Origin of the sequence: Aerosakkonema funiforme FACHB-1375, assembly GCF_014696265.1 — a bacterium.
Taxonomy (GTDB): Bacteria; Cyanobacteriota; Cyanobacteriia; order Cyanobacteriales; family Aerosakkonemataceae; genus Aerosakkonema; species Aerosakkonema funiforme_A.
The window spans coordinates 1-17856 of record NZ_JACJPW010000144.1 but is presented as its reverse complement, the minus strand read 5'-3'; the positions used below and the strand labels follow the sequence as shown (position 1 = coordinate 17856).

General features: G+C 41.9%; 22 protein-coding genes and 1 pseudogene. 10 read left to right on the top strand and 13 right to left on the bottom strand.

The annotated features are described in order from the left end of the window. Nucleotides 1–74: 74 nt before the first annotated feature. From H6G03_RS33320 to H6G03_RS33300, 5 genes are all read right to left on the bottom strand, one after another. Entirely contained in the window at nucleotides 75–356 is a 282-nt protein-coding gene (locus H6G03_RS33320; RefSeq protein WP_242056769.1) for a hypothetical protein, read from the bottom strand. After that, nucleotides 356–610: an SRPBCC family protein gene (locus H6G03_RS33315; protein WP_199315610.1), complete on the bottom strand. Its 255-nt coding sequence runs from the start codon at nucleotides 608–610 to the stop codon at nucleotides 356–358. Before H6G03_RS33315 ends, H6G03_RS33320 begins: the two co-directional genes overlap by 1 nt. Continuing rightward, complete coding sequence (locus H6G03_RS33310; RefSeq protein WP_190474502.1) at nucleotides 603–1157, bottom strand: pentapeptide repeat-containing protein; 555 nt, start codon at nucleotides 1155–1157, stop codon at nucleotides 603–605. The genes H6G03_RS33315 and H6G03_RS33310 overlap by 8 nt, the downstream gene beginning before the upstream one ends. A 245-nt stretch (nucleotides 1158–1402) precedes the next feature. Further along, the gene (gene psb34 / locus H6G03_RS33305) at nucleotides 1403–1711 is read right to left on the bottom strand and encodes a photosystem II assembly protein Psb34 (RefSeq protein ID WP_190474500.1); all 309 of its coding nucleotides are present in this window, start codon (nucleotides 1709–1711) and stop codon (nucleotides 1403–1405) included. A 353-nt stretch (nucleotides 1712–2064) separates the two neighbouring features. Then, nucleotides 2065–2502: a GNAT family N-acetyltransferase gene (locus H6G03_RS33300; RefSeq protein WP_190474487.1), complete on the bottom strand. Its 438-nt coding sequence runs from the start codon at nucleotides 2500–2502 to the stop codon at nucleotides 2065–2067. A gap of 294 nt (nucleotides 2503–2796) precedes the next feature. Here H6G03_RS33300 and H6G03_RS33295 point away from each other — a divergent pair, with 294 nt between their 5' ends. The 3 genes from H6G03_RS33295 (at nucleotide 2797) to H6G03_RS38450 (ending at nucleotide 5744) form a co-directional block, all read left to right on the top strand. Next, the gene (locus H6G03_RS33295; RefSeq protein ID WP_242056770.1) at nucleotides 2797–3549 is read left to right on the top strand and encodes an AAA family ATPase; all 753 of its coding nucleotides are present in this window, start codon (nucleotides 2797–2799) and stop codon (nucleotides 3547–3549) included. Nucleotides 3550–3877: 328 nt separating this feature from the next. Next, complete coding sequence (locus H6G03_RS33290) at nucleotides 3878–4399, top strand: helicase C-terminal domain-containing protein (protein ID WP_242056771.1); 522 nt, start codon at nucleotides 3878–3880, stop codon at nucleotides 4397–4399. A gap of 187 nt (nucleotides 4400–4586) precedes the next feature. Then, nucleotides 4587–5744: a class I SAM-dependent methyltransferase gene (locus tag H6G03_RS38450; RefSeq protein WP_242056772.1), complete on the top strand. Its 1158-nt coding sequence runs from the start codon at nucleotides 4587–4589 to the stop codon at nucleotides 5742–5744. Nucleotides 5745–5866: 122 nt separating this feature from the next. Here the strand turns inward: H6G03_RS38450 and H6G03_RS33280 are convergent, their stop codons facing one another. Together H6G03_RS33280 and H6G03_RS33275 are read right to left on the bottom strand one after the other, a co-directional pair. Next, nucleotides 5867–6328, bottom strand: coding sequence for a cupin domain-containing protein (locus H6G03_RS33280; RefSeq protein WP_190474485.1), 462 nt, complete (start codon nucleotides 6326–6328; stop codon nucleotides 5867–5869). A 31-nt stretch (nucleotides 6329–6359) separates the two neighbouring features. Then, nucleotides 6360–7256 carry a LysR substrate-binding domain-containing protein gene (locus H6G03_RS33275; RefSeq protein WP_190474484.1) on the bottom strand — a complete coding sequence of 299 codons (897 nt, stop codon included), beginning with the start codon at nucleotides 7254–7256 and terminating at the stop codon, nucleotides 6360–6362. 152 nt (nucleotides 7257–7408) lie between these two features. Here H6G03_RS33275 and H6G03_RS33270 point away from each other — a divergent pair, with 152 nt between their 5' ends. From H6G03_RS33270 to H6G03_RS33260, 3 genes and pseudogenes are all read left to right on the top strand, one after another. Then, nucleotides 7409–8155, top strand: a complete 747-nt coding sequence (locus H6G03_RS33270) for a class I SAM-dependent methyltransferase (protein WP_190474482.1) — start codon at nucleotides 7409–7411, stop codon at nucleotides 8153–8155. Nucleotides 8156–8262: 107 nt separating this feature from the next. After that, complete coding sequence (locus H6G03_RS33265) at nucleotides 8263–8607, top strand: DUF4342 domain-containing protein (protein WP_190474481.1); 345 nt, start codon at nucleotides 8263–8265, stop codon at nucleotides 8605–8607. A gap of 328 nt (nucleotides 8608–8935) precedes the next feature. Next, nucleotides 8936–9738, top strand: a pseudogene (locus tag H6G03_RS33260) (SDR family NAD(P)-dependent oxidoreductase). A 168-nt stretch (nucleotides 9739–9906) separates the two neighbouring features. Here H6G03_RS33260 and H6G03_RS33255 read toward each other — a convergent pair. Continuing rightward, nucleotides 9907–10236, bottom strand: a complete 330-nt coding sequence (locus H6G03_RS33255) for a hypothetical protein (protein ID WP_190474479.1) — start codon at nucleotides 10234–10236, stop codon at nucleotides 9907–9909. 184 nt (nucleotides 10237–10420) lie between these two features. Here H6G03_RS33255 and H6G03_RS33250 point away from each other — a divergent pair, with 184 nt between their 5' ends. The 4 genes from H6G03_RS33250 (at nucleotide 10421) to H6G03_RS33235 (ending at nucleotide 13417) form a co-directional block, all read left to right on the top strand. Next, nucleotides 10421–10666, top strand: coding sequence for a helix-turn-helix domain-containing protein (locus H6G03_RS33250; RefSeq protein WP_190474477.1), 246 nt, complete (start codon nucleotides 10421–10423; stop codon nucleotides 10664–10666). Nucleotides 10667–11662: 996 nt separating this feature from the next. Beyond that, on the top strand, nucleotides 11663–12163 hold the full coding sequence (locus H6G03_RS33245) for a hypothetical protein (RefSeq protein WP_190474475.1): 501 nt from the start codon (nucleotides 11663–11665) through the stop codon (nucleotides 12161–12163). 97 nt (nucleotides 12164–12260) lie between these two features. Continuing rightward, nucleotides 12261–12614, top strand: coding sequence for a hypothetical protein (locus H6G03_RS33240; protein WP_190474473.1), 354 nt, complete (start codon nucleotides 12261–12263; stop codon nucleotides 12612–12614). Between the two features lie 329 nt (nucleotides 12615–12943). Continuing rightward, nucleotides 12944–13417, top strand: a complete 474-nt coding sequence (locus H6G03_RS33235) for a hypothetical protein (protein WP_190474471.1) — start codon at nucleotides 12944–12946, stop codon at nucleotides 13415–13417. A 9-nt stretch (nucleotides 13418–13426) separates the two neighbouring features. Here the strand turns inward: H6G03_RS33235 and H6G03_RS33230 are convergent, their stop codons facing one another. From H6G03_RS33230 to H6G03_RS33210, 5 genes are all read right to left on the bottom strand, one after another. After that, on the bottom strand, nucleotides 13427–14449 hold the full coding sequence (locus H6G03_RS33230; RefSeq protein WP_190474470.1) for a DUF6753 family protein: 1023 nt from the start codon (nucleotides 14447–14449) through the stop codon (nucleotides 13427–13429). An 89-nt stretch (nucleotides 14450–14538) separates the two neighbouring features. Beyond that, nucleotides 14539–15321: a P-loop NTPase family protein gene (locus tag H6G03_RS33225; RefSeq protein ID WP_190474468.1), complete on the bottom strand. Its 783-nt coding sequence runs from the start codon at nucleotides 15319–15321 to the stop codon at nucleotides 14539–14541. 13 nt (nucleotides 15322–15334) lie between these two features. After that, nucleotides 15335–15853: a hypothetical protein gene (locus H6G03_RS33220; protein ID WP_190474466.1), complete on the bottom strand. Its 519-nt coding sequence runs from the start codon at nucleotides 15851–15853 to the stop codon at nucleotides 15335–15337. Then, nucleotides 15846–17216, bottom strand: coding sequence for a ParM/StbA family protein (locus H6G03_RS33215; protein ID WP_190474464.1), 1371 nt, complete (start codon nucleotides 17214–17216; stop codon nucleotides 15846–15848). The genes H6G03_RS33220 and H6G03_RS33215 overlap by 8 nt, the downstream gene beginning before the upstream one ends. 167 nt (nucleotides 17217–17383) lie before the next feature. Further along, nucleotides 17384–17731: a hypothetical protein gene (locus tag H6G03_RS33210; RefSeq protein WP_190474504.1), complete on the bottom strand. Its 348-nt coding sequence runs from the start codon at nucleotides 17729–17731 to the stop codon at nucleotides 17384–17386. Nucleotides 17732–17856: the final 125 nt, after the last annotated feature.

Below are 17856 nucleotides of genomic sequence, written 5' to 3'. Positions count from 1 at the left end.
TATTGGCTGCCTCGCAACGTGTAGCGCTGTCGCTGTATATATCTATCGTAGTTTGTAATGATTAGCTTTAACCTCTACCCATTTGCAGATTTATGTTCTTCAACCCATCCGAGTCGTTGAAGGGCGTAGTCTGGTAGCTCCTGCACTAGCACAAAAGCGGCTCCCGGTTGCACATCAATAGTGTCCGAGGTTTCCACGATCGCAGTTGTATTGACCCGAAACAAGCCTTGCGGGGTAATTAGGCGTTGGCAGAGATTGCCATAACTATCCACATATTCCACCACTGGTACTGTCGGTTCAAACTGATATTCTTCTCGAACCACCCACTGCCCCAATCCACTCCGAGGACGCAGCATCAGAATGAGTGGGGAAGGGGCACTCGCTTCAAAGGAAAGGTGACATATTCGGTTAATAACGGAAAACCCAACCCGAAAGTCCAGTGCCACAATTCGTCGTTACTTTTTAATCGCTTGACACTTTTTACAAGCGGCATCCAACGGGGTACATTCTCCAAGTTTGCCCAGAGGTCATAGACTTGTTGCACGGAGCAGTCTACTTCTTCCACACTGCGTTGAAGCATCGGATTGGAATTACTCAAAGAATCAGGCATGAACCATCCCATCGGGCATCTTAGCCCCGCTGAGTCCTGCCTTATCAGTTTTGGCTCCCTCAAGATCTGCTCCGGTTAAATCTGCCTGTTCCAGATAGGCTCCATCTAGATTTGTATTACTGAGATCGGCTTCTCTTAGATTAGCACCGCATAAATCAGCTCCCCGTAAATCAGCACCGCTCAAATCAGCTTTACTGAGGTCAGCTTTCTTTAAATTTGCCCCACCCAAATTGGCACCACTCAAGTCAGCACCGCTTAAATCAGCATGAGTTAAATCTGCCCCACTCAGATAGGCACCACTTAAATCAGCATGAGTTAGGCAAGCTTGAATCATTTCTGCACCGGCTAAATTCGCTTGATTGAGCTTTGCTTGATTGAGGTGAGCTTCAGTTAAGTCCACCCCACGTAAATCTGCTCCAACCAATTCAGCACCAATTAACTTTGCACCAATTAACTTTACATTCGTCAAACAAACTTGAACCAGACTGACATGGCTAAAGTCTCGGTGACCTGTAGCGTAGAGTCTCAAAATTTCTTGAGCATCCATATTGTTATCCTTAAAAATAGAGCAGATTCGGTAAAGAACAGCACGAAAAATTCCAAGTGTTAATTGCGCTAAATCACTTCAAAATCATGAAAGAATGCGACTCTTGTGAAACAGAAGAGCAGCCGCATTAATGAAATAATTGCTAGGGATGGCTTGACTGGTCTGGTTTAATTTGCAAGTAGTGAGAGTATCTTGCTTAGATTCAAAGGAGCAGTACTATGCAATCTAACCAACACTATAAATACCTAACTAACGAGAACAGAAGTCAGAATCAGCATGAGAACAAAAAAGAAAGCGGCTGCTCCTAGAACCTTATATTGCTGCTGTTGTCGGGGTGAAGGATAATCTGATGGGTATATATCTGGCTCAATTGCAAAGTTATTGATTAACCCTTCGTCATCGATCGTGTAGCCAACTGCAAAAGGAGTATCAATCAATTGAGCCTTATCATGACGGATCTTGGCTTGAACTTCAGCCGGAACCAGTTCAGTACCATCGCTGTAATGATTTTCAGCTTGGTTGAGGGTTTTCCCTGGGGTCTTGGTGTGGCTCATGGAATACCTCATTTGGACTTCATACTTATAATCATAGTCTATCTAAACAACAGATGTATTGCCCCAATAGGCTATCAATCGCTCAAATCCATACACTCTATGAGTTTGACCTTTTTAAAGATATTTGAAATCAATAGAATTGGTCACAAATCAATGGCCACAGTAGCACTACTGAGTGGATTATACGTGGTTACTACACTTAAATCAAGGGCAGCGCAATATCTTGGAGTTGATCGCAACTGCGGTGAACAACGCTCGTGAAGGTAAAGCTTCTCCTTCTTTACTTCCATAAGTCGTCTGTTATAAAGATGACGCTTGATTTTTTAATCTAGCTTTATATTATTAGTTTCTTGCTAACCATAAATAGTGCTGATATCGATAGTAAAATGATAAGCTCTGATTTCTAACCTTTGTTGAAAATAAAAACGATGAGCGGCGAAACGTTGAACGCCGGAATCAAGATGTAATTGTTGGCAATCGTGGGATTTGGCATAATTAATCAGCCATTGTAATAGTGCTTGACCGTAACCTCTCGAACGCTGTTCGTCAGCAACGATTAAATCATCTACGTATAAAAATTTTCCCCAAGACAAACTTTCAGAAAGTCTAAAACCCGCGACCGCTCTAACGGTATCCTCATCTTCCAAAGATGTTAAACAATAGCCTTGCTGTTCTTGTCGTCTGACACGAGTAATGAAATCAGTTTCAATTAGATGAGGGCGTAGTTGTTGCATAACTGGGAAGCAACGTGCAATTTCGACTTCTGATTTGGCTAACGCGATTTTAACCATATATAAATCTGTCAAGCAAAGGACTTCAGGGAAAATGAAGTATTCATATCATCCTCTTACTGATGGTTAGTGATATTATAGCCTAATTTAATTCTCAATCAATTATACTTGTATTTAATAGCTAAGGAGATTGTTTATATTGAACAGTTCTAATTTAAATACTTAAGTCATCCTCTAGGAGACAAGTTAAGTTTGTACAAACATAAATTAACCTAAAAATCGTGAAGTTAATTTAACCAAAAAACAGCTAACGCTGATAGGTGTTTTAAATCTAGCGAAATTAACTTAACTCAAATGATTGAAACACTTGTCAGACCGAATTTTCAATTAACTTCTCAACAAGACCAAGCACTCCAAAAAATTGCTGAATTCCTAAATAGTGACAAACGGATGTTCGGATTATTTGGATATGCTGGAACGGGGAAATCGACCATTGTTAACTTGGTTGCAGAACAGTTAGTCAGTGCTGGAAAGAGGGTTGTATTCACGGCTCCAACTAATAAAGCAGTAGGAGTATTGCAACGGATGGCTACTGAAAAGGGAGTCAGAGGAGTAGACTTTATGACCATCCATCAGCTATTAGGATTAGCCCCGGTAAAACAGGGACAAAAGAAAATTCTCAAGCAAGTTTCTCCGTCGCTACTCTATATGTACGATACCATCTTTCTAGATGAGTGCAGTATGGTGACAGAGGAACTGTGGAGCATTATCCAAGAGAGAATTGCTGGTACTTTAATTATAGGCAACAATCGACAACTGATTGTAATGGGCGACTCGGCTCAATTGCCACCTGTAAACGAAGAGATAAACGAGAAAAAATCGCAATCTTTCAACGTAGCTGACAAGGCTATTTTAACAGAAGTAGTCAGACAAGGCGCGGGTAGTCCGTTGTTGGAATTTGTAACTGCTTGTCGAACGGCTGCCAAAAGTAAAAAGGTATTCGAGCCATTTTCCAAGTTCAGTGCTTCTAAGAAGAACGGAGCATTCCTAGTAAGAGAACAAACTCTGTTAAAATGTAACCGTTCACGGGGTACAGGTAGCGTTTAAACTAATCAAAGAACGCTACCTGTAGTTTTTTGATTAGTTTTTAAATAGCTTATACTGTCAATAAATCACTTTTTTTAGATTTTATTGATAATCATATTTTCAGCTTAAAAAGCTGAAAGGGATATAGAGCATACGCTTGAAGCTATTTTACCCCCCCTGAACGGTTACGTTAAAATATGCTTTAAAGAAGTTTTCTTCCAAATTTGAACGAGACCCCGATTGCTTTCGCATTCTCTGTTACACTAACGAACGGGTTGCTTACTGGAATAGTAAAATCAGAGCTAAAGTTTACGGAAAAAACGCTCCTAGATTCGTGATTGGGGAAAGGTTGATTAGTAAAGCACCCGTGATTGCGCCGGATGGAAAAACTATTACCCTACCGACTTCAACAGAAGTGGAAGTAGTTGAATTTGGAGAAGATAGATATTCGGGGTATAAAGCTTGGAATGTTAAGGTAAAAACAGAGTCGGGATATATCCGCCAAATTTACATCCTGCATGAAGATAGTGTTCGCAGATTCAAGCAAGATAATACCAGATTGCTACGGAATGCGAAGATTAATCCCAGTTTATGGAAGGCATGGTACAATCATTGTGAAACTTTTGCAGATATGCGTAATTGTTGGGCGATTACGGTGCATAATTCACAGGGATCTACTTTTACAGAAGTGGCGATTGATAGCAAGGATATCTGTAAAAAGGTAGCGACGAAATCTCTGCATTTTGCTCGACTTTTTCCGGCTCAAAAGGCTAAGTTTGTTAAGGAGTACAGGGACAGCATTCGCGCTACTAATCAGCTTTATTATGTGGGGGCGAGCCGCGCTAGAAGTCGAGTTTTCGTTGTTCGATAATACTGATTAGGCTCGATAAAAGGTTGTGCGAAATACCGAATATTTAGCTGCGGCTGGTGAAAAAAAATAGAAAATATGACTCAAGTTTGAATCGATAAGCCATTAATTCGCTTTTAAAAAGATTCCCAGTCATATTTTTTACCGCGATCGCGGTAAACGGGTGGCACAACTTTTCAAGGTATAACCCGTGGAAACAGTAGTTGAAATCCCGATAATTGACACGAAAGCTCGCATCGAACTTCGACAACACTTTCAAAAACAATCCTACCACATTAAAACCAGGAAAGATTTAATTCCTAAGTTCAATCGGAATTTAGCACATGGCTGGATGATGCCAATTCTGGCGCAAGTAGACCGTTGTCTTTGGGGAAGATGGGATTACTGGGGGAGATGTCAATTAATTCCGGCGCACGCATGGAATCGGTGGAAAATGGAACCCATGTTAGCTCTCTTAGAAGGTAGAAAACCCGAACCATTGCCGGAGTTTGTCATTCATGAGACACTACCAAATGAACCTATTCCCCAAATCGATTGGGAGTATTCAAGCGTAGCAGAAAATATGCTGAACAATACTCTTAATTGTGTTCCCAAGCATGGAGAATGGCGAAGTTGGAGTGCGTGGGAATATCTCGAATATTTCTTGGATTGGGCTTTATTCGGTTTCGGTCATCCTGCTTACAAAAGTCTACCAAAAGAACCAGCAAGTTGTGAAGGAGCATCGATGCGTCTTTACCAGGTGTTCGATTTGTCTGCTCTTTTACTGTATCCTGAAGATTATTTAGGTAGAATACTACCCGATATTTGTGGAAAAAAGGCGCAGAGGAATGCTGGATTTTACCCAACACCGCTAGTAGTCGGTAGCTTCATATCTCAAGTAATTAGCGCTGAAAAGACAGACCGAACTTCTAGCTTTAATGAACCTGCTTGCGGTACGGGTACTTTGATGTTGGCACAATCTAATTATTGTTTGTGTGGCATCGGTCAGGATATCGACCCGATTTTGTTGAAGTGCGCTTTGTTTCAGTTCTTTCTGTACGCGCCTTGGTTGGCAATTCCGATTTGGTGGTTGGGTCAAACTGACCTGTGGCTTGGTAATACCTTATTAGCCGAAAAGCCTAAATCGATGAATGCGGTTTATTGGTACGAAGAATGGTTTGAATCAGTTGAAAATGCAGAGCAAGAGGAAAAGAGCGAACAGGTAAAATGTGAAAGTTTTGAAATAGTTGAACAAACTATGCAGCCGGAAACAGTGATTCAAGAAATCGTGCAGGGTAAACGCAAGCCGAAGAAGAATACAACGTCAGCCAAACAGATGACTTTGTTTAATTTGGAGGATTTTACTTGAATGCTTCCGTAACAAATTTCAAGTAAATCAGAGAAAGTCAAACTTAAGTCACACAAGTTGTTGGGTAGGTACAAATCTACCCAACCAAACAAGAAAGACAGCAAAGTAATAACATATTTAGGTTAAGTTACTGGTTCTTGGTCAAATCGACGCATCAAGTCAACAAGTGCTTCTCTAGAAGGCTTATTTCCCTCTTTTAACAATTCAGCTAAACCTTCAAAATACTTTTCTCTCTCACCAGCCGGACAAAACATAATTAGCAATTTAGCAGGTTTGGTTCCTCGGTTAGAAAATGTGTGAGGCGTATTCCGAGGTACAAGCACAAACGCACCAGGTTGACCCTGTACTATACGTTCTCCCACTTGAATCTCAACTTCTCCTTCTAAAACATAAAACATTTCTTCCATCTGGCGATGAATATGCAGTTCGGGTGCAGTTCCACCAGGCTGAATAAGATTTTCAAACAAACCTAAATGACCGTGAGTATCTGCACCTACTACTTTAAATGTTACTTCGCTGTTACCGATAATCAGATGATTACCTTCACCGGGAGCTAGTACAATTTCTTTAATCGGTAGAGTCATAGGAGTTTGTCTGGGTTAAATTAATTAAATTTTACGAAAAGCTTTTAGTGCAAACTTGTCTCACCACTTGCAAAAATTGCCGCACGATGGGTGTTTCTTCTCCTTCTCGCCACGCTACCGCCGCTTCTACTAACGGTGTTTCTTCCTCAAAGCTACGATAAACTACCCCAGACCTTTGAAGATTTTGCAAGCAAGATGGGACAATGGCAATCCCCATTTCGGCAGATACTAAACCAATAATCGTCTGCATTTGGATCGCTTGTTGTCCTACCTTGGGAGTAAAATCTGCTTGCTGACAGAGAGTTAGAATGCGATCGTACAATCCTAACCCCTTTTGGCGTGGGAACAAAATAAAAAATTCCTCTGCTAACTGACTTACCTTGACCCGTTCTTGTACAGCCAACGGATGAGTTTCAGGTAATGCCACAATCAAAGGCTGTTGCTGAATGCACTCCCAGCTTAGAGTATCATCTTCCAAAGGCGGATGGACAAATCCCACTTCAATGCGATTGTCTCTTAACGCCTGCTCTTGTTCTATGGTAGTTAACTCAAGCAACACCAACTCAACATCTGGAAATTCTTCTCGAAATTCCCGCAGGATAGCAGGTAGTACGTCATAAGTCACAGAACTGATAAATCCCACTCGCAATTGTCCCACCTCCCCTCGTCCCACGCGCCGAGTCACTTGTATCGCCTGTTCTAATTGAGTTAATAGCTGATAAGCTTCCTGTAAAAACACCCTTCCGGCGTCTGTTAGCTGCACCTGTCGCTTAGTTTTGCGTTGAAACAGTTCTACACCGAGTTCCGCTTCTAATTGCTGAATTTGCTGACTTAAAGGCGGTTGAGCGATGTGGAGTCGTTCGGCGGCTTTGCTGAAGTGCAGTTCTTCAGCTACCGCAATGAAATAGCGCAAGTGTCGCAGTTCCACTGATTTGATATCTTAAAAGTCTCAATTCCTCATAAATATATATTGGACAACTAAAAAGAGTCTACTTATGATGCAGGTAAGTAGATAATTCACAAGTTAGATTGATGCGAGAAAATTACACGCCTGGGTATTCGAGCAATGCAACATATTTTATGGCGCAGCGCACAGTTGAAAGTCATGGAGCATTTTTTATTCCTCACTTATATCCGGGGATGAAATTGCTCGATTGCGGTTGTGGCCCGGGTACAATTACTTTAGGTTTGGCAGGAATTATTTTTCCGGGTACGGTGACGGGAATTGACCGGGAGATATCGCAAATTAATATAGCGATCGAAAATGCTAAAAAGCAGGGTATCAGCAATGCTGATTTCATCGAAGGAAGTATTTACAATCTACCGTTTCCAGATAATTCTTTTGATGCTGTATTTTCTCATGCTTTGTTCGAGCATCTAGCAGAACCCCTGAAAGCTTTATCGGAAATAAAGAGGGTTTTAAAGCCAGGGGGTAAAGTGGGTATTCGCAGTCCTGACTGGGGCGGATTTTTGATTGCGCCTGAGACGCCACAAGTGAAAGAAGCGATCGCATTTTACCAGTTTCTCCAGCAGCAGAATGGCGGAAATCCTTATGTTGGCAGGGAATTGAAAGCTTTGCTCAAAAAAGCGGGTTTTAGCAACAGCGAATTTTCTGCATCTTATCAGTGTTATGAGCCATTAAGTCAAGCTACAGAATACTTGGCGTTTAGGATTGAGGCGGCAGAAAAGATTGAAGGTGCGCCAGAAAAGGGATGGTCTTCTAAATTGACGCTAACGCAGATGGTTGAGGCTTTGCGAGAGTGGAGTCATCACCCGGATGGAATATTTGCACAATCTTGGTGCGAAGCAGTTGGCTTTATAGGGTAAATACTACCTGAAGAGTGTGGTTTCTTCGTTGTGGCTCCCAGCTAGGAATTGGCAGAATTAAATCATCAAGGTTTGGGGCGGTTTGAATGTGACCGCTTAAGCAAAAAATGAACGCACAATTTGAACGAATTGAAGACCGAGTAACCACTGTGGTTGTTGACAGCACAGCCGTTGAATCGGAAAGTGCTGAAAAAGAACGGGTAGAAGAATTCAACATCAATCACGAGCGGGTACTAGGCTTCTTCAAAAATGTCATTCATCAAGGCAAAATACGCCAAGTTGTAGTGAAGGGAAAGCAGGGAAATACGCTGGTTAAAGTTCCTTTGATTCCCGCTGCTTTAGGTTTAACAGGTGCTACGCTTTTGTTTCCAGTCACAACTGTGGTAGCAGCCGTTGCTGTTTTTGGTGCTAAGCTTACTTTAGTTATCGAGCGTCAAGAAGAAGTAGTTTAATGTTTTGGCAATTAAATAGCTAAATCTTCTAGCTTAAGTTAGAGATAGAGCGGCGTCTTTCTGTTGGAGTTAATTACAGAAAGACGCTTTTGAATTAGCTGATTTATAATTGATACTAATTGAGTGAGATTATGCCCGCTCGTACCATTCTGTGCAATCTACTTTATAATCATCAAAGTAGAATATTTCAGAAGCGATACGTCTAGAGAAAGACGTTTTACTTATAAATATCTCCTTAAGATTGTAAAAATTGAAAGTTTACGAAAATTCAAAAGTAGCAAGAAAAAGACTTGCCGAACTGTAGAGCGATCGCAATTAAAGGATAGTTATGAACAACTCGTTGACCCGCCCTCTAGCTGTTGTGACAGGTGCTTCTAATGGCATCGGCTATGAACTTGCCAAACAGTTTGCCCAAAACGGTTTCGACCTGCTAATTAGAGCTACCGGATCGAGCATTAATGAAGCAGCACGAGACTTTGAGAATAATGGCGCTCTCGTTGAGACAGTAGAAGCAGATCTAGCTACTTATGATGGAGTCGAGACGCTCTACAAACAAATTAAAGCTACAGGTAGACCGGTAGATGCGATCGCAATTAATGCAGGTGTTGGCGTTGGGGGCGACTTTGCCCGCGAAACAGACCTCGAAGACGAACTGAATCTGATTAACCTAAACGTCGTGTCCTCCGTGCATCTTGCCAAACGGGTAGTGAAAGATATGGTTGAACGCGGTCAAGGTCGCATTCTCTTCACCTCATCCATTGCTGCCATCATGCCTGGGCCATTCGAGGCTGTCTACGCAGCATCTAAGGCTTTTATCCACTCGTTTTCCGAGGCACTACGTAACGAGTTAAAAGATACAGACGTAACCGTTACTTCACTGATGCCAGGGCCAACCGATACCAACTTTTTCCACCGTGCCGGGATGGATGATACCAAGGCAGGTGCAGGCGAAAAGGACGACCCAGCACTGGTGGCGAAACAAGGTTTTGAGGCAATAATGGCAGGTAAAGATGCCATTATTGCAGGTAAATCAAAACCAAGCTTCAGGGCAATGTCAGCAAGGTGTTACCGGATACCGTCAACGCCTCACAGCACCGCCAGTTAACCGAACCGGGTTCTGGTCGCAAGTAATTTGGACTATTCGATCGAATCATCTCCAAAAAAGTGTTAAATCCTTTCCAATCCATTTATCTTATGTAACGATGCTTTTCGTCTATACCCTCACAATCGTTACATAAGATGTTTAGATTCAGTTTTATATAAAATCTGTCTTATGTAACGTATACAGTAGTTCATGCGTTACATAAGATTTAATGGCAATTCTTTCCCAACATAAAAACTGACTACTTTTCCATTACTTCGTTGGTAACCGTACCAATACGGACCATGCGGGCAACGACGGCAGTTTTCCTTTCCGCAGCGAACTTTTTCTAAACGGTAGACAATCGAGTTAAAGCGACGCACGCTGAGTGCAATTCGTCCCGACTTAACAGGTGGTAACTCAAACTCTTGTGCTAAAGATTCTAATTGTTCAATGCGAACAGATAGCCAGCTTTGAAGCTGTTTTAATTCATCGGAGTTCCAGCGCTCTAAAAGCCGAATAACTTTTTCTTTTGGCGTCAGTTTCATTAACTTGCTTAACCTCCGCGCCTATAAGAGTGAATTGCGATCGCTCACATCCCCAGAAAGCAGGTCAGAAATTTTCTAGCCTCTATATGCACCATTGTAGCACTAACGCTCTAATGGTGCGTTAATAGTTGTGATAAGCTGTTAAGTAAAGCTAAGTGTAAAAGCCTCAAGAATAGGGATTGGAATGGCTAGACGAGTTCTGCTGCTTGGAAAATGGAATCTGGCAGCAATTATGGCTGACAGAAGAATAAGCGATGAAGAGTTAGCCACCAGACTTGGGGAACTGACTGGTAGAGCGCCACATCCGAAAACTGTCTACAAATGGAAGACAGCCACAGAGCGCCCTAACATTCGTCTCGACCATTGGGATGCCCTACCACTTGTCCTCAACTGTAGCCACGCAGATTTGATCGGAAAGGAAGAAAACTGAATTACAGTAGTGCGATCGCATGGCAAGCACTTCTTAATCTGAGCTTGTCTTATGTAACGGTCAAAGTAATGTAAGCGTTACATAAGACTAATTTCAGCCAAAGAGAACCGAACAAATATATATCTATAGCTCGACCTGCGATAGTCAACAGTTTTGCTTGTCTTATGTAACCTTTGCTGCTTTTTTTATTCCAAAAAGCGTTACATAAGACGCTTACCATCATCAACCCCGATCTATGCAATAACAATTGAGTATTATTACAGCCCCACCTACCTTCTTGCCCACAATACTTAACTTAACGACTTTTAATGCCCCGAATGTGCAAGATGCAGGAAAAGCATCTAAACGGAATGCTAAAGATGAAGAAGATGATGATAATGACGACTTCATCAAATAAAGATCGAATCTATTAAATCAATTTAAAAGCCGCTTAAAGCGGTTTTTCTTTGACCCCCCACCCACCCCATCAATAGCCAACAAAAAGCCGCTATCGCTGCTAGTAAGAAAAATGCCAATCATTCTAAGTGATGAATTTTCTGCCAAGTGCGATCGCCTTCAACACCCCTTACTTTCACCCTTCAAACCAAATTTTCTAAAGCGACGAAGTAGCTAACTTGGTTCTCTGAACTGGTCAATTTGCTTTTTACTTACCAACAAAACCTTCCCCAGCCCAATGGGTTATTTCAAGAGCAACGGCTGGTAAAAGTGATTAAAAATTTATTCGTTTTCAGGAGTCATTTCAACAATGAATCACAAGGTTTACCTACTCCAAAGGTGGCCCGATCTGAAAACTGATTCTTGGGTTTGGGTGATTCAAACTATACCTGCTTAACTTTGGATTAGCGATCGTACTTAAGAATTTGAAACTAGCAAGTACCAATTCAGTTGCTTTGCTGTCAATACCTCTAAAAGGTCAATTCCAAGGTTTTTAGTTAAGGGCAGATTTAATTTCTAGCGGCGATTGCCGCTACCCTAAAAAAGTTTGAGTGAACGCAAATGTATCAAGAATTGCAAGATTTTCTGACTTTCGCAATCGAAGCAGTAGCCATTATCGGCTATGGTGGTATCTTCGCTCACTACATTTTCATTGGTGCTTTTGCTAAACAGCTAGCGTCGCCAGCATCTGAAACCATACCAACTGTATTCACCAGCCAAACAGAGGAACAAACGGAAACAGTTTCAACAGATGCAACAAACACAACAGAAAGAAGCACCACAAACACCACTATCTGCACAGTCGAGACAAGTAGTACTAATACCAATTGTACTACTCTTGAAGTGCTAGAATTAGGTCAAATTGAGAAACTTACCCTTCGCCAATGTCGTGCAGTTATTCGCTCTTTGAACGCAACTTTGCCAAAAAGCGATCGCATTCGGCTTAAAATTAACGGTAAGGATGCACCTACATCTTGGTTGCGATCGCAAATCAAGAAGCATCTAGAGGATAGGCAGCAGCAACTTATACCAAGTATTCAGCAAACTCTGCAAGCTAGCTAAAACAGCGAGTGCCACAATTAGGGCGCAGTTATTGTTTGGTGGAGCAATAATTAACATCCGAAGATACAATTCCAAACTACTCAACAAACCAGGTGTTTTGTACTGTGGTCGAGGTCGTAGTATTGAAGACCTCGGCCTCGGTAATCCCTTCAGCCATAAGCCAGGAACAGCAAGATTTCGAGTTAAAACATTAGCAGAATCTCTTGACTGTTACCAAGCTTGGCTAGGCAAACTGTTGAAAGCGTATCAGAAACAACAAACTTGTAAATTAGAAGATTGGGAAAGAGCTTATTTGAGGCGAGTTATTAAGCTGGCTAAAGACATTGAGGATGATGTAGTAACTGATTTGATGTGTTTTTGTATTGACCAAGAGAATTATCAAACAGATAACTCAAAACCAGACAAGTGCCATACTCAAATCTTGTATGAAATAGCGCTGGAAATTAAATAGACAGGTAGCAATCACTAACAAAACTTTCAGTTTTAGACTGAGGGTTTTTCTTTTTTTAGCCCCTAGCGGGTTAGTAGCTGAAAAGAAGCTGTGGCCAAAAGGTAAAGGCAGCCTCACTAAGACGATGGCCTTTTTGAGGGTTCGATTCCCTCCAGCTTCACTATTTGATTTTACACTAGACATATCTACAGCAATTACCTACTACCACAAACAATAGTAAATTTTCTTGTCTTTTGTTGGATAACCAAGCTCTAATTCAGCCGGACTTGGGATGGCAAGTTACATTTGAATTATCGGCTATATCAGTGAATCGATCGTAGGTATCAAAGATGAAAAAGTTGTTGTCGATTGCAGTTGTTTATTTAGCAGTATACTTTGCTCCAAGCAATCAAGCGATCGCTATTTGCTCCAACACTCTCAATCAAAGCGAATGCCAGGATTTTAGGATAGTGCAGACTCCAATACCATTGCGCTCGATGCAGCTAACGGAAACTACCAGCAATCAAAGTAATACATTCAGAGTGGCGATCGCTTGTGTACCATTGCCAGGAACAGGAATATCCGAACAATGTCAAGATAGGATATTTGTGGAACGTAGAAAAACAGGTCAAGTATTTGAATTGAAAAGTGAGTGCTTTTTACCCTGGCGACCGATTTCTAACTTACGCTGGAATACAGATAGTATTTTAGCCTTCGAGCAATGGGCTAATCCTCATTTCGTCAAACGCTATAATGTTAACGTTGTTAATGGTAAGTTGCTGTCAGTATCGCTACTGACAGATGAGAGCAACCCTGTTAATTAATAGCTATATTTAATTACTGCTAAACTGTCTTTCTTTGGGAGAACGAGTCCACAAAGTACAAAATCCTCCTTTGGAAGCTTTTCCCTCAACTGTTAAAGTAACTCCCAAACGGCTAACTTCAGTTTCACACAGCTTTTTGCCATTCTTTTCACTCAACAGTGCTTGATTCCAACTCATAAACTGACGAGCGTATTTCCCTTCATTACTCATTGCCCAGCGAATAGTATCGGCATTCTTTTGAGCAAATTGGCCCTCGTTGCTTAAACCCCATTCTAATGCTGCTGCTTCTTTCAGTGTTAGCTGTCGGAGTCCAGTTGGGTCGAGTTCTGGTGATGGAGTAAAGCGAGGGATTGCTAATCCAACGAATACACCAATTGCGATCGCACCAAACACTACACCACTGCCAAAAATCACCGACCAAATATCGTGAGCTACTTTTTCTAATGCAGCTTGTCGCACTAAGGTTTTAACTGAATTGGAAATATTGCGGCTTTGTACTTTAATTGCTGCTTTACTCTGACGTTCTAGAACTTCTCGACTTGACTGCGCCCAATTATCAACAAACTGTTGTACTTGCTCTATTTCTTGGCTGATAATTGCTTGAGAATCTTTTAAGTCCGCTCGCCATTTAGATTGCCACTCTTTAAAGAAGTTGTCAATCTCATCTGGTTTCTGTTCTAACAGTAGTTCTAGCTGACCTGTAGCCAGTAAAATGATTAAAAGGGGGTCATTTTTATCTAGACCGTATCGGTAAGCTGTGTTGATGACATTAGCGCGGAATTCGTGGTCTTTCCCTTTCAGCACTTGGCTGATTAATGATTCGGTATTTCGCTCGTATTTTGGTGGGGCAGATAGAGGCGATTCATGCTGCGATCGCTTTGTTTTCAGTTCATCATCAATAGCTTCCCAAAACTCTTGTTTGTAAGTAAATTTATTATCTGTTTCTGGTATTGTATCTTCTGGTTCAGCTAGTTCAGTCCTACCTAATTCTTCACCAAATTCGTCTGTTTCTAAAATGTCATCATATTGCATTGTATTAACTCCCAAATAAGGTTATAATAAGTACACCGCAGATTGAAGAACAATCTGGGTGTTTTGTTAATCAACTGCATTGATAGACATCAAGCAACAGTTTTATCTGGTTGTTTGGCTAAAGGTGGAGTGGTATTTATGTTAGGTTGAATCAAGCGATTTGGTGCATCATTAAACAATCCGACATTTTCGATTAGACTGTAGGATTCTTCGAGAAAAGTGTGCAGGCGTTGTTGGCTAATCAAATAAAAGTCTGGATGGTTCATTGCTTGAGAGAAAGACAATCGCTTCGTTTCGATAAACTTCCTTTCTTTGGCACTGAGTTTGGGAAAGTCTATGACGGGGATTTGGTGTTTGTTAATGAGTTGCAAGATGTCGTCATGGCCTTGCATATGTGACCAATCTTTGCAAACACCAAAGTTACGTACCAAAACGTGCTTTAGTTGACCTTCAAAACAATTGAAGGAGTCCATAAACATTTTGATGCTATCAGGCGTACCGCTACATAAGAACCACTTACAGATATCAACTCCTGACTTTTCTAGAAAGTCGGGGGAAACTAAGCCAGCTTCATCAATCCATTTGTTGATAATGCCATAAGCGCGAGCGGGTAGATTGACGATGACTGGAGTTTCTAAGGCAGTTTCAAAAATGATATCGATGTCAAAGAAGTTTTCTTCATCTTCGACTAAAGCAACTACTTGCGCTTCATGTTCGGGATAGCGTTGCTGTACGTCAGCATTTTTGAAATCCCCATCAATGAGGGTGTAAAGGAGGTCGTACTTTTGATTGTATTCGACTAGCACGCAAGTAAACATCGATTTGCCGATTCCGCCTTTCTCCCCGTCTACTAAATGAATTCTGTTTGGCATATATCTCCTGGTACTAACTAAATGTGGGGCCGAGCATTGCTGGGTCGAAATTCGTTAAATTAAATCCATCTGTATCCGCTGTGAAGTCATCAGGCTCGACTGCTGGCTCTTCTAACTTACTGATTGGCTCTCTCTGAGTAGGGAAAGGAAAAACTGGCTGACTTGCACTCTCAGTTTGATACTTCAAGCCTAAAAAGTAAGGCGCACATTTAGGATGATGAGCGCAGCCTCTGGCAATTAATAGTGACCCTAACTGTTGTCGATTTAACTCCAAGCTTGCACAAAGATAATCTACATGATTGAGTAAGGCATCAATACAATGCCAGCCCAATTGATGAATTTGTTCGGAAGAAGCTGTACCCGTTTTTTGATAAGCTAAAGCTTTCCAAAATGCCTTAAACGCTTTAAATGCAGCTTCTTTAGAGTCGTAAACAGGATGATTGAGCAGGTAATTCAATAAAATTCCTTCATCAGAATCAATATACGGCTGACACCGAAGTTGATACCAAACCCGCTGTTTTTCTTCACTCATGACTGATTTTTCCATTTAAACATGACTCACTGTTTTCTTTTTTCTTTCCGCTTCCTCGATAAGGTCCTGATAATAGGGAAACGGCATCCAATTCACCTGTATCTTTCGCACTGACCGCCGCTACAGGAGGGGATTCTATATCAGTTGTTTTGGTAGTCGATTCAGCAGCAAGTTCCGCAGTAGATTCAGTAAGTTCGTCAGAAGACTCAGCTATTTCCTCTGTTGATTCGACCTCAGTTGCTTGAGTAGCCTTATTACGCAATCCCTCAAATTGAGATTTGAAATAAATAAACAAACCGTAAGCATCTGCTAAACGATGTCCTAATCCATTTGGGTCTAATTCTGGTGGTACTGAGATACCTGCGTGCCAAGATTGAGCGTAACGGGAATAGTGAGAACGTAACTCAGGTTTGACGTATTCAGCTGTACCGCCGCAAAAGACGATTTCATCGGTATCGGGGGGTAGCACTTCATCGAGCCAATGAGTTAACATCCTTGCATAGTCAGAGCGAGATTGCTTCACGGCGGCAATCAATTCGTCTACTTCTCGCTCTCTAGCAGCTTCATCTCGATTGCGTGCGATACGGTAGAAGTAAGGACGGTTGTATCGATCGCCTGAAATAGCGATCGCCTCTGCTAACCGAGCCAGATCGTAGTTAGAGGTGCGTTCTTGTACGAGTTCGACCATTCGCACCATGCTTAAGTCGGAGGTTTTGCCTTTACCAACAGCACCTCTAGCTGCTACCACTAAAGAGGCGTTGCGAAATCCCACCATTGCAAAGGCTGTTACCCTGGTTTTGAAAGCGGCTCCGAGTTTGCTATTGTGAACGATGGAAATCCCGCCCCCTTCTTGCAAAGCTTGGGTTTTATCGAGTTTGACTGAGAATCTGCCAGTGGGTGTTTCAAAGGAAGCTGCGGCGCGACTCAATAGCTCGAAGAATTGTTTGGAGTCATTGAACTCGCCTGGGGGTAGGAAGACTGCGATCGCTATACTGAAGTGATGGCCTAAGTCTAATTTTTGTGATATTACCCATAAAGCTGCTAAGGCTTTGTACAAGGCACTGCTGTATTTGAGGCCATTCAATCCGATATGAGCGTTAAATTGAGATGCAGCTAAGTAACCGACTGCTCGACAATCGTTATTGATGGCAACCCAGGCAATGTTTTCGGGAGAGGTGGAGGTCAAGTTGGGCAGGGTGTAGGCGTTGGCTGTATCTCGGCTCACTGGCCCTACTTGCGATTCCATGATGAAGGAATTGGTTTGGCTCTTGTGCGACCCAAAGTAAAACACTCTGGTGGATAAACCACCAAAATCCATTACTGCTATAGCATCGGGTACAGCAACTTTTTTTGGTCTGACCATAAGGTGGTATCTGTTTACTGCTGCCTTGATGCTAGGAGTGGAGGCTTAGAGTAAACTTCACCAAGGACGGTATTTTTGGTTAGTTAATTAAACCCCTCTAATTGGAGGGGATGTTCTTCTCGATACTTCTATAGAACCCATTTAACATCTTTTAGAATTTGAATTATTTAGAAGTTATGTAATGAGCGCTTCCAGCTTGACAAAATTGTCTGTGCAATCCATTTCCCCCGCTCGTTGACTAAGGTATCAGCCATCTCTATGACCTCTTCAACCGTCCTGTGTCCGGTCTGTACCATTTGGCTCAATAATCGCAACATCCGAATGTAAGCAATGCCGTATTCTTCGCAGACCTCAATCATCCGCCTGTCATCACTGACGCACAATAAGACGCGGTGACGAGCTAAAGCTAAGGTGGAACGATCGGCTTCACTCAGTAGCGGTGCTTTAACCCGAAACTCCATAAAACTCAAAAACATCTCTTCAGTATCGAGGGCAATGGGTTCCAGGTAGCGCATAGCCGCTTCCTTTGTCGCTAAGTAGTCGGACAAAAGTAATCGACACTGTATGAACTTTTGTTAAGGCACTTGCAGGAGTGCGATCGCTACCCACGGATAGTACAAATGTATTGTAAAAATTGACA

Excerpts from the sequence above, each read along its gene's own strand:
- H6G03_RS33320 (WP_242056769.1), bottom strand. The coding sequence starts at position 356 with ATGCTGCGTCCTCGGAGTGGATTGGGGCAGTGGGTGGTTCGAGAAGAA.
- H6G03_RS33315 (WP_199315610.1), bottom strand. The coding sequence starts at position 610 with ATGCCTGATTCTTTGAGTAATTCCAATCCGATGCTTCAACGCAGTGTG.
- H6G03_RS33310 (WP_190474502.1), bottom strand. The coding sequence starts at position 1,157 with ATGGATGCTCAAGAAATTTTGAGACTCTACGCTACAGGTCACCGAGAC.
- psb34 (WP_190474500.1), bottom strand. The coding sequence starts at position 1,711 with ATGAGCCACACCAAGACCCCAGGGAAAACCCTCAACCAAGCTGAAAAT.
- H6G03_RS33300 (WP_190474487.1), bottom strand. The coding sequence starts at position 2,502 with ATGGTTAAAATCGCGTTAGCCAAATCAGAAGTCGAAATTGCACGTTGC.
- H6G03_RS33295 (WP_242056770.1), top strand. The coding sequence starts at position 2,797 with ATGATTGAAACACTTGTCAGACCGAATTTTCAATTAACTTCTCAACAA.
- H6G03_RS33280 (WP_190474485.1), bottom strand. The coding sequence starts at position 6,328 with ATGACTCTACCGATTAAAGAAATTGTACTAGCTCCCGGTGAAGGTAAT.
- H6G03_RS33270 (WP_190474482.1), top strand. The coding sequence starts at position 7,409 with ATGGCGCAGCGCACAGTTGAAAGTCATGGAGCATTTTTTATTCCTCAC.
- H6G03_RS33265 (WP_190474481.1), top strand. The coding sequence starts at position 8,263 with ATGAACGCACAATTTGAACGAATTGAAGACCGAGTAACCACTGTGGTT.
- H6G03_RS33255 (WP_190474479.1), bottom strand. The coding sequence starts at position 10,236 with ATGAAACTGACGCCAAAAGAAAAAGTTATTCGGCTTTTAGAGCGCTGG.
- H6G03_RS33250 (WP_190474477.1), top strand. The coding sequence starts at position 10,421 with ATGGCTAGACGAGTTCTGCTGCTTGGAAAATGGAATCTGGCAGCAATT.
- H6G03_RS33245 (WP_190474475.1), top strand. The coding sequence starts at position 11,663 with ATGTATCAAGAATTGCAAGATTTTCTGACTTTCGCAATCGAAGCAGTA.
- H6G03_RS33235 (WP_190474471.1), top strand. The coding sequence starts at position 12,944 with ATGAAAAAGTTGTTGTCGATTGCAGTTGTTTATTTAGCAGTATACTTT.
- H6G03_RS33230 (WP_190474470.1), bottom strand. The coding sequence starts at position 14,449 with ATGCAATATGATGACATTTTAGAAACAGACGAATTTGGTGAAGAATTA.
- H6G03_RS33225 (WP_190474468.1), bottom strand. The coding sequence starts at position 15,321 with ATGCCAAACAGAATTCATTTAGTAGACGGGGAGAAAGGCGGAATCGGC.
- H6G03_RS33220 (WP_190474466.1), bottom strand. The coding sequence starts at position 15,853 with ATGAGTGAAGAAAAACAGCGGGTTTGGTATCAACTTCGGTGTCAGCCG.
- H6G03_RS33215 (WP_190474464.1), bottom strand. The coding sequence starts at position 17,216 with ATGGTCAGACCAAAAAAAGTTGCTGTACCCGATGCTATAGCAGTAATG.
- H6G03_RS33210 (WP_190474504.1), bottom strand. The coding sequence starts at position 17,731 with ATGCGCTACCTGGAACCCATTGCCCTCGATACTGAAGAGATGTTTTTG.